This is a genomic window from Curvivirga sp., from assembly GCF_965219885.1.
Classification (GTDB): Bacteria; Pseudomonadota; Alphaproteobacteria; order UBA8366; family Aestuariispiraceae; genus Curvivirga.
The window spans coordinates 1,292,736-1,307,665 of the sequence record NZ_CBDCOT010000009.1; the positions used below are offsets into that span (position 1 = coordinate 1,292,736).

Below are 14,930 nucleotides of genomic sequence, written 5' to 3' on the forward strand. Positions count from 1 at the left end.
TATTTTAAGGATTCGCGTTTTATGTGTCATTCCATTCTCATTTTATGAGTCACAGATTTTCGCATTTTATGTGTCGCAATTCTCATTTTATGAGTCACTTCACAAAAAATAAAAAACTAGATATCCAAGTTGGATACTTTCAAAGCGTTGTCTTGAATAAACTCACGACGTGGTTCAACGACATCGCCCATAAGGGTAGAGAAGATATCTTCGGCACTCTCCATCTGATCCACTTTTACCTGTAACAATGTACGTGCATCTGGGTCCAATGTTGTTTCCCAAAGTTGATCTGGGTTCATCTCGCCAAGACCCTTATAACGTTGTACGGCAAGGCCCTTACGGCCTTGTTCCATGACCACATCAACCAAAGCGATTGGGCCTGAAATCTCAAACTCTTTTTCACCTATGGAAAGTATTCCGGCTTTACTGCCATAATTGGATTTTAGATTTTCAGCGATTTCATTCAACTTGATGGCTTCCGCAGAACGCATCATCGCCCCGTCAATTTCACAACGCTGTGTTACACCACGAAGGGTACGTTCAAATGCAAGGCCACCATCATCCATAACCTCACCGCGCCAGCCTTTTTCAAGTTGATCTGCCATTGCATCGAGACGGCTGGCAACTTCGTCCGCTAAAGCTTGCGCTGCGGCAGGGTCATCTTGAAGTGTGGTTTTAAGCGCGCCTGCAATTGCTGCTTGTTCTACTGCATCCAAGGAGCCCGCTTTACGTCCTAATGGATGGATCAAATTCCGTGCTTTCATCGCCTGATGAATCATCTCTTTAAGATCCTGGCCGGAATGCTGGGTGTCATTGCCACTATTTAGAATAGCTTGGGCAACAATATTATTTACCAAGAATTCTTCCATTGCCTCATCATCTTTAAGGTAAGTGATTTCTTTACCACGTTTTGCCTGATACAGAGGCGGTTGCGCAATATATAGATACCCATTTGCAATGATTTCCGGCATTTGACGGAAAAAGAAGGTCAAAAGAAGTGTACGAATGTGACTACCATCCACATCGGCGTCAGTCATAATAACGATTTTGTGGTAGCGAAGCTTTTCTAAATTGAAATCATCACGTCCGATACCTGTGCCCAAGGCAGTAATCATGGTACCGATTTCTTGGGAGGATAACATCTTATCAAATCGCGCACGTTCTACGTTCAAGATTTTACCTTTTAAAGGTAAGATCGCTTGATTTTGACGGTTACGGCCAGATTTCGCAGATCCACCCGCGGAATCACCCTCCACCAGGAAGATTTCGGCTTTAGACGCATCGCGTTCCTGACAGTCAGCCAATTTACCGGGGAGAGAGGAAATATCCAACGCGCCTTTACGGCGGGTCAATTCACGCGCTTTACGAGCCGCTTCACGCGCCGCTGCAGCTTCTACTACTTTTTGAACTACTTTACGTGCGTCTTGTGGATGTTCCTCAAACCATTCTGCCAGTTTTTCGTTCACAATATTTTCGACAACGGGACGCACTTCGGAAGAAACCAGTTTATCCTTGGTCTGAGAAGAGAATTTTGGATCAGGTACTTTCACTGAAAGCACACAAGTCATCCCTTCACGGGCGTCATCACCAGAAAGGTTCACTTTCTCTTTTTTCGCCAAACCAGAAGAAGCCGCATAAGCATTAATCTGACGTGTCAAAGCTGCACGGAAACCAGCTAAATGGGTACCACCATCACGCTGTGGAATGTTGTTGGTGAAGCATAATGTGTTTTCATGATAGCTATCATTCCATTCCATGGAAACTTCAACGGTGATCCCGTCTTTTTCACCCATCATAGAGATAGGTTCATCCTGCATGGATTGTTTGGACTTATCTAGATATTGTACGAAAGCTTGAATGCCACCCTCATATTGCAAATCCGTAACGACTGGTTCCGCATGGCGGGCATCTGTCAGACGGATATGTACACCACTATTCAAGAATGCCAATTCACGTAGACGATGCTCAAGAGTAGAGAAATTGAACTCGGTCATGGTGAATGTCTCAGGAGACGGTAAGAAGGTTACTTCGGTGCCTGTTTCATCCCCACATTCGCCCGTAACTGTCAGGGGACCTTGTGCCTCACCATGGCTGAAATCCATTTCATGGACTTGACCATTACGCTTGATTTTCAATTTTAAAAGAACAGAAAGAGCGTTTACAACAGAAACACCCACACCATGAAGACCACCGGAAACTTTATAGCTGTTTTGGTCAAATTTACCACCTGCATGAAGCTGAGTCATAATCACTTCGGCCGCTGATACACCTTCTTCTGGGTGAATATCGGTTGGAATACCACGTCCGTTATCGGTTACGGTAACAGAGCCGTCGCCATTCAAGGTAACTGTTGCGATATCGCAATGACCTGCCAATGCTTCGTCGATCGCATTATCCACGACCTCATACACCATATGGTGCAGACCTGTGCCATCATCAGTGTCACCGATATACATGCCAGGGCGTTTACGAACGGCTTCTAGGCCTTTTAAGACCTTAATGGAATCTGCGCCATATTCCGCCCCACCGTCGGCGGCTGTATTTTCCATTGTTTCTTCCATATCGCTCATCTTTTATCTCGCTTCCAACTTATATCGGTTTTCTTATTCTATATCGATTTCGTAATTAATTTCAAATAGTCAATTAGCTATGCAGCCTGCTTTTCAACTTTGCCATTCTCTACATGAAAGAATTGGGCTTTTCCTTTTAATTCATCAAATACATTTGGCTCTGTGCCAGTAAGCCATGTCTGGCTTCCTAAACTTTCAATTGTTTCAAAAAGGGCAGAACGTTTCTTCTGATCCAAATGGGCGGCAACCTCATCTAATAATAACAAAGGAGGTACGCCACGCTCGGCCGCCTGTAACTTGGCATGTGCCAGAACAATTGCGATGAGGAGAGCTTTTTGCTCACCCGTTGAACATAAATGGGCGGGCATATTTTTTTCCAAATGCATCACATCTAGATCGGAACGATGCGGGCCATGTCCGGCACCTCCATTTTCTGCATCTTGTTGACGTCCGGTACGTAAGGCCTCAGCAAATTTATCTTCAACCTCAACTGCGGGGAGACGCGCCAAGTCATCTTCGACGGATCCACTAACGGCCACCTTTGCGCCAGGGAAAGGTCCATCAGAGCGTGCGCAAGCAATATCCAATCTTTCTGCCATATCCCGACGGGCTGCTGCGACGGCAATACCGCGTTCCACCATTTGGGATTCAAGCGCTTTCAACCAAATGTCATCTTTGACACCTTGTTTTAATAATTTGGCCCGTTCCCGCATTGCTTTTTCATAGGCAGATAAACGTCCGGCATGGGCAGCATCAAAGCCATATATAAGCCGATCTAAGAACCTACGACGTGCACCGCTACTATCCAGAAATAATCTATCCATCTGAGGTGTTAGCCAAACGGCACTGATATATTCGCTTAAGGCACCTTGGCCTTTTGCTGTCGCCCCATTGATACGTACGATGCGACGTTCCCCTTGCGGGTCTCGACCAGTTCCAAGCTCTACGGGGCCGTATTCGGAATCCAGACTGCAAGAAACTGCCCAAGGGCCATATGCATTGACTTGGTCCAAGTCACGTGTTTTGCAGCTTCTCAATCCACGTCCGGGTGTAAGCATAGAAATTGCCTCTAAAATATTAGTCTTTCCGGCGCCGTTATGACCAGTAATAACAACAATATTGCTACCTTGTTTCAAGCCTTCGGCTTCCATGCGTAAATGGGTGTAGTTGCGATAACTAGATAGTGAAAGTTTACGTATAGCTAATCCGGTCATGTCAGAAGGATCAGAAGAAGCCTTTAACTCTTCTCCCTGATTTGCTGGCATGTCTTGGTCGACCATTCTAGCTATGAGTTCCATTAAATGTCCTGTAGTTGAGCTCTTATTCACCTAACATGTGTAAAAGAGCTCAACCTCAAATCTGCGCTGATTATACACGCATCGGCATCAAAACGTACAAAGCTGACTTATCTTCAGCATCTTGAACGATGGTTGGGGAAGATGGGTCAGCCATGATAAATTGTGCACTTCCACTTTCAATTTGCTGAGCGATATCCAGCAAGTAACGAGAGTTAAATCCGATCTCGATACGGTCATTTGCATAATCTACGGAAATTTCTTCTACCGCTGTGCCACTGTCTTGACTAGATGCGGAAAGTGTCACAACGCCACTATCCATTGCCATTTTTACAGCGCGCATTTTTTCTGTCGCAATGGTGGACACACGATCTACAGCTTCTGCAAAGCTACGTGTATCAAGGCTCATGACTTTATCATTACCTTGAGGAATAACACGTTCGTAATCAGGGAAAGTTCCATCAATCAACTTGGATGTAAGTACAGTCGCACCTGCTTCGAACTTGATTTTTGTGTCAGACAAGTTGACCGCAATGTCACCATCTGTTTCGTCAATTAATTTGCGAAGCTCTTGTACAGCTTTACGCGGGATAATCACACCAGGCATGCCTGCGGCACCATCCGGTGCAGGAAACTCAACACGTGCCAAACGATGGCCATCTGTAGCTACGGCGCGTAAAGTATCGCTGCCTTCAGCTACATGCATGTAAATACCGTTGAGGTAGTAGCGTGTTTCTTCGGTTGAGATGGCAAAACGGGTTTTATCAATTAACAACTTCGCTTCAGAGGATGTTAATGCAAAACCAGTAGGCATATCGCCGCCTGTCATTACCGGGAAGTCATCTTGTGGAAGGGTTTGCAATGTAAATTGGGAACGTCCCGCAACCAATTCCAATTGATCCCCATTTGTCGACAGGTTTACTTGAGCTCCATCAGGAAGCTTTTTCACAATGTCATATAAAGTATGCGCAGGTGCTGTGGTGGAACCTGCTTCATTTACGGTTGCTTCTACTTTATCGACGATTGCGATATCCATGTCTGTCGCGGTTAGGCTTAGGCCGCCGTCTTGGGCTTGCATCAAAACGTTGGACAAAATCGGAATAGTATTACGGCGCTCTACCACGCTTTGTACATGGTTTAATGCTTTCAGAAGTGCTGCGCGTTCGATGGTAATTTTCATGCTACTTTAGCCCTGTTCAAACCTAATATAAAATCTCTCTTTTCCCTACGCCCCAAAGCTTGCAATGGCGCCCAGAAAGAGTCTCCAAATACCTAAAAATGTTTCGAAAAATTATGCAAACAATACCCCCTCGAAACAGGCGTGGAGTATACCATGCCTCATCCCTAAAAGAAGCCTTTTTTAAGCAATTTTCCACGTTCAAATAACAATTTTTTGAAACGAGAAGAGGATGTGTGTTAAGTTATTGTAAAAAAACAATAATATGTTTTAGCTTGTAAAAGTGATGCTGCTCTGAGATTTCGATTTAAGACGGCTTCAACGGACAAATATAAAGTATTTATCCGTTGAAAATTCAAAAATTCAAAATTGGTGATTCGTAGAGCCATATGATGGCGAAGATGTGATTAACCTTCCAGCATACGGCGAAGGAGATCTACATCTTCGGAGAAGCTGCTATCAGATTGGCGTAATTCATCAATCTTACGTACGGCATGCATAACTGTTGTATGATCACGTCCGCCAAATTTACGGCCAATCTCAGGCAAAGAGCGAGAGGTGAGCTGTTTTGCCAAATACATAGCTACCTGACGCGGGCGTGCGATAGCGCGACTACGGCGTGCGGAATGCATTTCAGAAAGTTTGATGGAATAATGCTCTGCCACACGTTTTTGAATTTCTTCAATAGTGATACGGCGGTCATTGGCACGTAAAAGGTCGTGTAGAACTTCTTGCGCAGTTTCCAGGCTTACATCGCGTCCAACGAGGCTGGAATAAGCGACAAGGCGATTTAAAGCACCTTCAAGCTCACGAATGTTAGAGGTGATCTTATGCGCCAAAAATTCCAAAACTTTAGCAGGAATATGAATGCTTAATTGTTCCGCCTTAGACTGCAAAATGCCAAGACGTAATTCGTAGGTTGTTGAGTGAATCTCCGCAACCAAACCCCAGCCAAGACGAGATTTCATGCGTTCTTCAATGCCGTCTAATTCAGCAGGACTTTTATCAGCAGAAATAATAACCTGACGATTTTGATCTACAAGTGCATTGAATGTATGGAAAAATTCTTCCTGTGTGCTTTCTTTACCAGCAATAAATTGAACATCATCAATCATCAAAACATCAACGGATCGGAACTGTTCTTTAAATGCCATTGTATCCTTGTAGCGCAAAGCGCGAATAAACTGATACATGAATTTTTCAGCACTTAGATAAAGAACTTTTTTCTCTGGGCTAGTTTGACGGATATTCCAAGCAATGGAATGCATCAAATGTGTCTTACCAAGGCCTACACCGCCAAATAAGAAAAGCGGGTTAAATGGGACAGACTCGCCTTCGCCGATACGACGGGCAGCTGCAAAAGCCAGCTCGTTTGGTTTTCCGACAACAAAGCGATCGAAAGTGAAACGATCATCTAATGGCGCAGATAGCTCCATCGCAGATGGTGTGCGTTCTTCATCAATTTTATCGGAAAGAATAGAGGGTTCGACGACAACAGTCTTTTTAGCCTGACGGGAACCAGAGTGGGAAATAGAGATATCTGTGACCTGTGCGTTTTCATTCGACCAGAGAGCCAATAGGCGATCTTTGTACTGTGTCTCAATCCAGTTTTTCATGAAACGGGTTGGTACGGTCATCTGGGCAGTATTGCCGCTAAGAGATTCTAGAGTCAGTGGCTTTAGCCAGCTGCGATAAGCGGTCTCACCAAATTCAGCGCGAAGGCGTGCACGAACGCGTGCCCATTGTGCGGTTGTCTTTTGGTCCATGGATTGGGAGTCAGAGCCTGTGGAAGATGTGGCAGCCATTACTCTGTCTGGTTCCATGTTGTGTTGCATTGTTTACTCTCTTAATTCCGAATTTATTGTTGGACAAATCAAAAGATATCCCTTGATCTGTCAGGTCCCCAAAAACATAGATCGGCCACACCTTGTAGGAAGGTATCTCCAATCCATCTGAGTTCAACAGAAATTCCCCTTTCTCTTAAACTCAATTTTATAACTTCAAACACCAGCCCTGCCCCCAAAGCCGACGGATGAAGTTTCGTCTTGCCACTTGAATATCAGATCGATCGAAGTAGATCGAAAATAAGTCAAAAGACCACCCGCCAATACCGAAGTATTGTTTGAGAGCTATTCAAATATTTTAGACTATATGAGTAAGTAAAAGATGCCATCGATGCGGCTTTTTACTTAAGCTTTACTTTACCCAAACAAGAGGTTCAAAGATGACTGTGATTCAAATGACGTGAATACTTCAGTGACAACCCTTAAATCTTCCCTGCGAGAAAGACATTACATGGGAGAGCTTCGAGTCGCAAGAAAACAAATTGCCGATTCATACATAAAAAATCATTGACAAGGCATTTGAAAAACTGAGTCGCGCAGAAAACCTAGCGACTCCAAAAATGAGAAAAAATGAAATTTTTTTTGACCTTTAATTCATGTTCTCAAATGTTCTTGTCTTCGGCGGAAAAGCTATCTATTTCCCCTACCATAAGTATGTAATTATATTATAAAAAATCGCAATTTTAATACATTTCATTGAAATTATATTATCGATATTTTGATGTGGATTGCTGTAAAAAGCGAAAAGGCCACGAAAGAAACTTTCGTAGCCTGAAACACTTTTTCCATTCATCTGACGAAAAGTCAGAATTAAGGAATTAAAGAGCCTTTACGCGTGCTGTCAAACGGCTGATCTTGCGAGCAGCTGTATTCTTGTGCAATACGCCTTTTGTTACACCACGGTGCAATTCAGGCATTGCCGCACGAACAGCAGATTCAGCAGCGGATTTGTCGCCGGAAGCAATTGCTTCTTCTGCGTTGCGTACGAATGTACGAATACGGCTTACACGATCGCGATTGCGTTCTGTGCGAACCTTAATTTGACGAATGCGTTTTTTGGCAGATTTTACGTTAGCCATAATAATTATTCCGTTTTTAGCGTTAAGCTGAAGCAGGCGGGCTTATACGGCCCTTAGTGCCTTACGTCAAGTCCTGTGACCTCATTTAGCATAAAAAAACTATAATATGAGGTGTTTTTTGTATTTTTATCCCGTTTTTCAGAGTTAGATTTCTTAAAAAAGAAAGAATCCAAAAAAGGGCATGTTTGGTTATTTATTTTTAAATTGTGGTTGTCGTTTTGCGGCAAATGCTTCCATGCCTTCTTTACGATCTTCTAGTGCAAATGTTGCGTGGAATGTGCGGCGTTCGAACAAAATGCCTTCTTTTAGTGTCGTTTCAAAGGCACGGTTCACGGCTTCTTTAGCAGCCATTGCAACTGGTCTGGACATGTTGGCTATCTTTTGTGCGGTCGTTACTGCTTCTTCAATCAAGTCGTCAGCCGGAATGATGCGACTAACAAGACCAGATCGTTCTGCTTCATCTGCATCCATAATACGACCAGTTAAGTTCATTTCCATGGCTTTGGATTTACCAACATAGCGAGGTAATCGTTGTGTTCCACCTGCGCCGGCAATGGTCCCAATGGTAATTTCGGGTTGACCAAATTTAGCAGTATCAGCAGCTAAAATAAAATCACACATCATTGCCATTTCACATCCACCACCCAAAGCATAACCAGCCACGGCTGCGATGACAGGCTTACGACATGTTGTTACATGTTCCCAGCCTTTTGTGATGAAGTTTTCCATATATACATCGATATATTCTTTATCTTTCATCTCTTTAATATCGGCGCCAGCAGCGAAGGCTTTTTCTGAACCGGTTAGAACAATTGCACCAATTTCGTCATTTGCTTCCATTTCGTCTAACGCATTACCAAGGTCTTCGATTAAACCTGCACATAATGCATTTAAAGCTTTTGGACGGTTTAAGGTGATCAGACCCACATTACCGCGGGTCTCAACCAGAATATGTTCGTAGGCCATTTCGGGCTCCTTTAATCTCGAAAGATAGTTCGTATTCTATGTTTGTTTCATTTAAATTAATTGCACGGATTTAAGCCGAGCTTGCAATTTGATGCAAGTATGGAATTAAAAATTATGTCATAAAATTCCATTTAACTGGTTTTTACGTAGTGCTTCTTAATTGTTATTTGCATTCATTGGTGCAAGCTCAAAATGCACTAATGTCTCACCGTTTTCTGTGTTTAGAGTTAGGCTTAGCTTTTCATTTTCTCTTGTGAATTCCGTTGCAGACTGTGCTGTCCAGCCAAGTTGCGGCATGGTTACTTTATAGAAACTTAAGATGCTTTCTTTATCTTTCATTCCACGCGCAGCGACCTGCACGATGCGTCCAGTCGGCGCGTCAAAGCTAACTTCACTTTCGGCAATCTCTGAAATTTTTTCAGGCAATGGTACTTCAGGAAGTATAGATAAGAAACCATCGGCATAAGAGGCAAAGTTCAGAAACACGAAAAATATGCCTGCTAATAGGAAGGCGTATGATCGTCGTAAATTATGTATCATGCAAAGCCCCGTATGTGGTGAGTATTCTCTGTAGTTTTTCTTGCAAAATATCTTGCCCTATTTTTGGTGCTTTGGGCAATAGAAAGTGGAACGACCAGATTGAGTGAAACGTTGAATTATACCGTCACACCCTTCCTTTCCGCATTCCTCGCCTTCTTTTCCATAGGCATCCCATTGATGCTGAAAATATCCAAGTTCTCCATCAGCTTTGCGATAATCCTTTAGGGAGGAGCCGCCCGCCGCTATTGCGTCACTTAGGACTTCTTTTACCACGTCTACCAAAAGAGATAATCGTTTGGTGCTGATCTTGTTAGCAGGGGTCTTTGGATTGATGTTACTGCGCCATAAAGCTTCACATATATAAATGTTACCAAGGCCAGCTACTACAGCTTGATCCAGCATCACAGATTTAATGGCAGATTTTTTCTTTTGAATGGCATTGGCAAGTTGCTTTGTATTGAACTTGTCAGATAAGGGTTCGGGTCCGATATTGGCAAGAGATGGATGGTCTAATTCATTTGCTGTCGCAAATAAATCCATATATCCAAAACGGCGTACATCGTTATAAACGACGCGCCCGCCATCGTCTAAGGTGATTATAACATGATCATGTGGTTCTGCCAGTGGCCAGCTGTTATGTCCTGCTTGTCCGGAACTGGCTTTTACATCACCTGCTGCATTTATGGTAAAACGCCCGGTCATGCCCAAATGGATCATCCAGCTTTCACCTGAATCAAGTTGGACTAGAATATATTTTGCCCGTCTTGAAAGCGAAATAATTTCTGCACCCATTAAGCGCGTAGGAAAGTTTTCCGGAAAAGGAAAGCGTAAATCGGCACGACGTTGTTCCACATGATTGATTTTTCGGCCAATCATATGGGGTTCCAGACCGCGCATAACGGTTTCCACTTCAGGTAATTCAGGCATGCTTTTAATTTTCCATTATGTTTTGTGATGAATGACTTATTATAGATATGGACTTCAGTAGGATTGGCAATAGAAAACAGCTTCACCTTATGGAAGTTATATATTAGAAGTGGTGGGGAGAATTGGATTTTTCTTTGGCAGGAATTTAATGCAAAGACGCAGATTTATTCAAGGGGTAGCGGCGAGTTCCATAGTGGGATCTGTTGTTGGTATGCCTGTATTGGCCAACGCAGAGAGTAAGTCGGATACATTAATTATTAATTACTATAATAATTGGCAGCCTATAAGTTACGCAAGCGAGTCCAGCGTGGCTTCAGGGATGCTTATTGATATCTTAGATGCTGTTTTGAAGGATCGCATGGGATTAAAAATACGTCACCGTGGTTTGCCATGGGAACGTGCGCAACGTGAAGTGCAGCAAGGTAAGGCGGATGCGTTATGTGTGGTGCGAAATGAGGCGCGAGACGCCTATCTAAAATTTGCTTCCATACCAAGTTTTGAGCTTAAAGTTGTGTTTTTCTTTAATGAGCGGGTTGATAAGGCAACACTTCAAGCTGCAACCTCTATGCATGATTTGCATGCTTTTTCCTTCGGTGAGCTTGTTGGGAATAGATGGGGGCAAGATAAGCTTAAGGATCATCCGAAAGTCGCCTGGGTTGCTGATCAACAAAGTTTATTTGAAATGTTGTCACGCGGACGCATTGATATCGCGATGGTACCAAATGTTATAGGGCGATATTATCAATCCCGCTTAAGTATCAAAGATAGTATTGATTATTGTTCGGTTCCGTTCGTACAGCGTGAAACGCGTATGCAACTTGGTATTAATCGGAATTTTCCATATGTTGATGAGATTCTCAAGGAATTCGACGAAGAAATGGCGAAGCTGATTGCTTCAGGTGAATATGATAAGATTGTGCAACGTTATTATACGTAAGTTATTCTTTATTTTGGCTGGAAAAAATAGGCTGAATGTCTTATGGTCCCGCCCATCTTATATATAGGTGAGAAAAGCCATGGCGACTGAGACTCATAATCCGCATTACGATTCAACAAGTGATACTGCTTCTTTCGGTTTTACAGATGTAACCGCTGATGAGAAGCCTGAGCTGGTACAAGGCGTTTTTGAATCCGTCGCCAAGAATTATGACATTATGAATGATTTGATGTCTGCGGGCGTGCATCGTCTTTGGAAAAATACCTTGATGGATATGATCAAACCTCGGGCCGATCAGCATTTGTTGGATGTTGCGGGGGGGACAGGTGATATCGCATTTCGCTTCATGCAAAATGGTGGCGGTCATGTGACTGTTTGTGATTTGACTGAAGGAATGGTTCGTGTTGGCAGAGACCGTGCGATTGATCAAGCGATCTTGGATGGTATCGACTGGACTGTTGGAAATGCAGAAGAATTACCAATGCCTTCCTCTTCAGTCGATGTTTATACGATTGCATTTGGCCTTAGAAACGTTCCGCGCACTTTGCAAGCGTTGAAGGAAGCCTACCGGGTTTTGAAGCCGGGCGGGCGGTTTTTCTGTTTGGAATTTTCTAAAGTTGTCATACCAGGTTTTGATAAAATGTATGATGAATATTCGTTTAAACTTTTGCCAAAAATTGGTGAGGTTGTGGCGAAAGATCGTGAGTCATATGTCTATCTTGTTGAATCAATTCGTCGTTTTCCTGATCAAGAAACTCTGAAAGAATTGATGCGTGAAGCAGGTTTTGATCAAGTGAAGCATCGAAATTTATCTGGTGGTATAGCCGCTATTCACAGTGGTTGGAAATTGTAAAATTACGGCTTCAGGTAATTTACGTAAGAAATCATAATGTGGTGATAGCTGCCATCACGTTTCATGATACTGATACTATCGTTAAATTGACGTATAAGTTTTGCACCATTCTTATTATTTTTATGAATAGTTAAATAAAAAGGATATAGGGCAACTTCTTCTGCTTTTATTTCAGGCAGTGAATCGCCGATCTCTAGGCGTTGGTATACCCATTCAGTGGGAAGGGTGTATGCAAGAAAAGCATCTATCCGTCCGCCCATCAGAAGTTTTAGGCCAAATTCTTCAGACCTGACCGTAGCATGAGATATGCGAAGTTGTGTGAGTATTTGTTCTAAAGGTGATCCAAGAGTCGTTGCAATTCTTACCCGGCGGCCATCTTCCATATCAAATAGAGTGGGGCCATTGTAATTCTTTAAGGTGAAATACGACACGCTCAAATTGTTAAAAGGACGGCTGTAAAAGAATTGCTCTTTATCTTCTTTAGGCTTGGTGGATTGAAAGCTACCAGTTACCACCCCGGAACGTGCAAGACGTTGAGCGCGTTCTGTCGGAAGAAATTGGAATCTTACATTATAGCCATGCCTTAAAAAGGCTTCGTGAACTATTTCAATAATGAAGCCCGCATTTTTACGTGTTAAGTCATTATGGATTGAGAAGGGCGCAAAGTTGGTTGTGGCAAAAGTTAAGGTTTCAGCAAGAGCATGATTAGCGGGTTTTGAGACTAAGAAAATAGTCAAAATGACGAGGACGATCGAAATATGGATATGTTTGGTCACTTGCATCATGAAACATGTGCTTCTTTTTTTAATCATTCTAAAGAAGATAACATAAAACCATATAATAGTAAGGGGTATATTCGAATAATTCTGTAAGCAAATTATTTTAAGTGATTTTTTGGTGATGACCTGCTACACGGGCATCAGTTGGAAAAGAGAGATGAAAATCAGATGCTAACTGGACTAAAGAATTCTGCGCGCGCAATTGGGCTTGTGAAGGCACTGGCAAGATATGATGCCTTATGGCCTCTGGAGATGGTAGGGGTGCCAAAACCTGCCTTATGGACTGCAAAATTACTTTGGGGTAAAAAGCATTCTGGTCGTCCGGGGGAGCGTCTTGCAGATGCGCTGACTGCAATGGGACCGACCTATATCAAACTTGGTCAGGCATTATCTGTCCGCGCTGATCTAGTTGGGGAAGAGGTCGCCAAAGATCTTTCGCGTCTTCAAGATAAATTACCACCTTTTGGTTTTGAAAAAGTCCGTGAGACTATTGAAGCGGAACTAGAAGGTAAGCTGGAAGTATTATTTCCTGTATTTGATAAACAATCGGTTGCAGCTGCCTCAATTGCACAAGTACATTTTGCCGAGACACCTGATGGCGATCTGGTTGCTGTTAAGGTCTTGCGTCCCGATGTGGAAGAACATTTTAATAAGGATGTGGCTTTATTCTTCTGGATGGCAGCAGTTATGGAAAACTGGTTCCCAGCGTTACGGCGTTTACGTCTTGTCGATGTCGTTGTGACTTTTAAGGATTGGGTGCAAGTTGAAATGGATTTGCGCCTAGAAGCGTCAGCCGCGTCTGAACTGGCCGAAAATTGTCGGAATGATTCAGGTTTTCGTGTGCCCAAAGTATATTGGCAATATGTGGCGAAATCCGTCTTGGTGACAGAACGTATTCAAGGTATGCGCCTTGATGATCTGCCTGCCATGCGAGACGCAGGGCTTGATCCTGATAAAGTACTTGAACACGCATCTTCCATTTTCTTTTTACAAGTCTTTAGGGACGGCTTCTTTCATGCGGATATGCATCCTGGGAATGTGTTTGTGGATGATGCAGGTACAATCATCCCCGTTGATTTTGGGATTATGGGGCGTGTGGATTATCCGACCCGTATTTTTCTAGCCGATATGTTAATCGGTTTCTTACAACGTGATTATCGTAAAGTAGCAGATGCCCATTTTGATATGGGGGTGGTGCCTCCTTATAAATCACGCGATGCCTTTACGCAGGCGTTACGCGCAATTGGTGAGCCTCTTTTAGATCGTCCCTTAAATGAAATATCTGTGGCGCGTTTGCTAGCGCATTTGTTTCAAACCACAGATGATTTTGATATGGAGACGCAGCCTGATCTTCTATTGCTACAAAAAACCATGCTGGTGGCAGAAGGCGTGGGTCGTAAGTTGAACCCATCCGTAAATATGTGGATTTTGGCACAGCCATTGATCGAAGAGTGGATGTATGCGAACCGTGGGCCAGAAGCGCGTGTGAAGCAGGCGGCAATGGCTTTATATTCCCGCTTGGAAAAGTTACCAGCAATGATGGACCGTTTGGAGTTATTGTTGGATGAGCAACTAGAGCAGGCTGGACAGCGTACAGGTCGTACTTCTGGTCGAACAGCTTCGGGTACATTCAAAGGAAGCCGTTTGAATGATCTCTCTATGGATGGACAAACGCGTAAGGGGATACGAAAACGCTGGGCAATTGTTGGGGTTTTGGTAGGGGCCTTAGCAACCGCCCTGACAATGACGGTGTTGAACCACTAAAGTATTCATAAAACGGTTTTAGTTTGTTGTCGCTGCAAAGGTTTATAATCTTTGCAGCGATTTCTTGTGCCCCAGAATGATCTAGGATCTTTTTCATTGTGGAGAAAAAATAGTCTTTGGGCGCAACTATTTGACCTTGCTATCAGATTCTCATGAGGTGCCGATTAAGAATATATAACTACAAATGTAGTTATATATT

General features: G+C 43.3%; 12 protein-coding genes. 3 read left to right on the plus strand and 9 right to left on the minus strand.

Annotation, left to right across the window (positions count from 1 at the left end):
• Nucleotides 1-116: 116 nt before the first annotated feature.
• The 8 genes from gyrB to mutM form a co-directional block, all read right to left on the minus strand.
• Complete coding sequence (gene gyrB, locus ACOQOA_RS11565; RefSeq protein WP_420548785.1) at nt 117-2,570, minus strand: DNA topoisomerase (ATP-hydrolyzing) subunit B; 2,454 nt, start codon at nt 2,568-2,570, stop codon at nt 117-119.
• Nucleotides 2,571-2,647: 77 nt separating this feature from the next.
• The gene (gene recF, locus ACOQOA_RS11570; RefSeq protein ID WP_420548786.1) at nt 2,648-3,868 is read right to left on the minus strand and encodes a DNA replication/repair protein RecF; all 1,221 of its coding nucleotides are present in this window, start codon (nt 3,866-3,868) and stop codon (nt 2,648-2,650) included.
• A 70-nt stretch (nt 3,869-3,938) separates the two neighbouring features.
• A complete protein-coding gene (gene dnaN, locus ACOQOA_RS11575) occupies nt 3,939-5,045 on the minus strand; it encodes a DNA polymerase III subunit beta (RefSeq protein WP_420548787.1) in 1,107 nt (368 codons plus the stop codon).
• A 404-nt stretch (nt 5,046-5,449) separates the two neighbouring features.
• Complete coding sequence (gene dnaA / locus ACOQOA_RS11580) at nt 5,450-6,877, minus strand: chromosomal replication initiator protein DnaA (RefSeq protein ID WP_420548788.1); 1,428 nt, start codon at nt 6,875-6,877, stop codon at nt 5,450-5,452.
• Nucleotides 6,878-7,704: 827 nt separating this feature from the next.
• Nucleotides 7,705-7,965, minus strand: coding sequence for a 30S ribosomal protein S20 (gene rpsT, locus ACOQOA_RS11585; RefSeq protein ID WP_155153705.1), 261 nt, complete (start codon nt 7,963-7,965; stop codon nt 7,705-7,707).
• A gap of 189 nt (nt 7,966-8,154) precedes the next feature.
• Nucleotides 8,155-8,931, minus strand: a complete 777-nt coding sequence (locus ACOQOA_RS11590) for an enoyl-CoA hydratase (RefSeq protein WP_420548789.1) — start codon at nt 8,929-8,931, stop codon at nt 8,155-8,157.
• 156 nt (nt 8,932-9,087) lie between these two features.
• Nucleotides 9,088-9,471 (minus strand): hypothetical protein, encoded by a 384-nt coding sequence (locus tag ACOQOA_RS11595; protein ID WP_420548790.1) that lies wholly within the window; start codon nt 9,469-9,471, stop codon nt 9,088-9,090.
• A gap of 57 nt (nt 9,472-9,528) precedes the next feature.
• Nucleotides 9,529-10,398 carry a bifunctional DNA-formamidopyrimidine glycosylase/DNA-(apurinic or apyrimidinic site) lyase gene (gene mutM, locus ACOQOA_RS11600; RefSeq protein ID WP_420548791.1) on the minus strand — a complete coding sequence of 290 codons (870 nt, stop codon included), beginning with the start codon at nt 10,396-10,398 and terminating at the stop codon, nt 9,529-9,531.
• A gap of 148 nt (nt 10,399-10,546) precedes the next feature.
• Between mutM and ACOQOA_RS11605 the strand changes: the two genes are divergently transcribed.
• Both ACOQOA_RS11605 and ubiE read left to right on the plus strand, forming a co-directional pair.
• Nucleotides 10,547-11,335 carry a substrate-binding periplasmic protein gene (locus tag ACOQOA_RS11605; protein WP_420548792.1) on the plus strand — a complete coding sequence of 263 codons (789 nt, stop codon included), beginning with the start codon at nt 10,547-10,549 and terminating at the stop codon, nt 11,333-11,335.
• Between the two features lie 79 nt (nt 11,336-11,414).
• Nucleotides 11,415-12,188 carry a bifunctional demethylmenaquinone methyltransferase/2-methoxy-6-polyprenyl-1,4-benzoquinol methylase UbiE gene (gene ubiE / locus ACOQOA_RS11610; protein ID WP_420548793.1) on the plus strand — a complete coding sequence of 258 codons (774 nt, stop codon included), beginning with the start codon at nt 11,415-11,417 and terminating at the stop codon, nt 12,186-12,188.
• Between the two features lie 2 nt (nt 12,189-12,190).
• Here ubiE and ACOQOA_RS11615 read toward each other — a convergent pair whose 3' ends face one another.
• Nucleotides 12,191-12,973, minus strand: coding sequence for a substrate-binding periplasmic protein (locus tag ACOQOA_RS11615; protein ID WP_420548794.1), 783 nt, complete (start codon nt 12,971-12,973; stop codon nt 12,191-12,193).
• A gap of 162 nt (nt 12,974-13,135) precedes the next feature.
• On the opposite strand from ACOQOA_RS11615, the gene ubiB reads away from it, so the two are divergent.
• A complete protein-coding gene (ubiB, locus tag ACOQOA_RS11620; protein WP_420548795.1) occupies nt 13,136-14,731 on the plus strand; it encodes a 2-polyprenylphenol 6-hydroxylase in 1,596 nt (531 codons plus the stop codon).
• The last annotated feature ends 199 nt before the right edge of the window (nt 14,732-14,930 follow it).

Excerpts from the sequence above, each read along its gene's own strand:
- gyrB (WP_420548785.1), bottom strand. The coding sequence starts at position 2,570 with ATGAGCGATATGGAAGAAACAATGGAAAATACAGCCGCCGACGGTGGG.
- recF (WP_420548786.1), bottom strand. The coding sequence starts at position 3,868 with ATGGAACTCATAGCTAGAATGGTCGACCAAGACATGCCAGCAAATCAG.
- dnaN (WP_420548787.1), bottom strand. The coding sequence starts at position 5,045 with ATGAAAATTACCATCGAACGCGCAGCACTTCTGAAAGCATTAAACCAT.
- dnaA (WP_420548788.1), bottom strand. The coding sequence starts at position 6,877 with ATGCAACACAACATGGAACCAGACAGAGTAATGGCTGCCACATCTTCC.
- rpsT (WP_155153705.1), bottom strand. The coding sequence starts at position 7,965 with ATGGCTAACGTAAAATCTGCCAAAAAACGCATTCGTCAAATTAAGGTT.
- ACOQOA_RS11590 (WP_420548789.1), bottom strand. The coding sequence starts at position 8,931 with ATGGCCTACGAACATATTCTGGTTGAGACCCGCGGTAATGTGGGTCTG.
- ACOQOA_RS11595 (WP_420548790.1), bottom strand. The coding sequence starts at position 9,471 with ATGATACATAATTTACGACGATCATACGCCTTCCTATTAGCAGGCATA.
- mutM (WP_420548791.1), bottom strand. The coding sequence starts at position 10,398 with ATGCCTGAATTACCTGAAGTGGAAACCGTTATGCGCGGTCTGGAACCC.
- ACOQOA_RS11605 (WP_420548792.1), top strand. The coding sequence starts at position 10,547 with ATGCAAAGACGCAGATTTATTCAAGGGGTAGCGGCGAGTTCCATAGTG.
- ubiE (WP_420548793.1), top strand. The coding sequence starts at position 11,415 with ATGGCGACTGAGACTCATAATCCGCATTACGATTCAACAAGTGATACT.
- ACOQOA_RS11615 (WP_420548794.1), bottom strand. The coding sequence starts at position 12,973 with ATGATGCAAGTGACCAAACATATCCATATTTCGATCGTCCTCGTCATT.
- ubiB (WP_420548795.1), top strand. The coding sequence starts at position 13,136 with ATGCTAACTGGACTAAAGAATTCTGCGCGCGCAATTGGGCTTGTGAAG.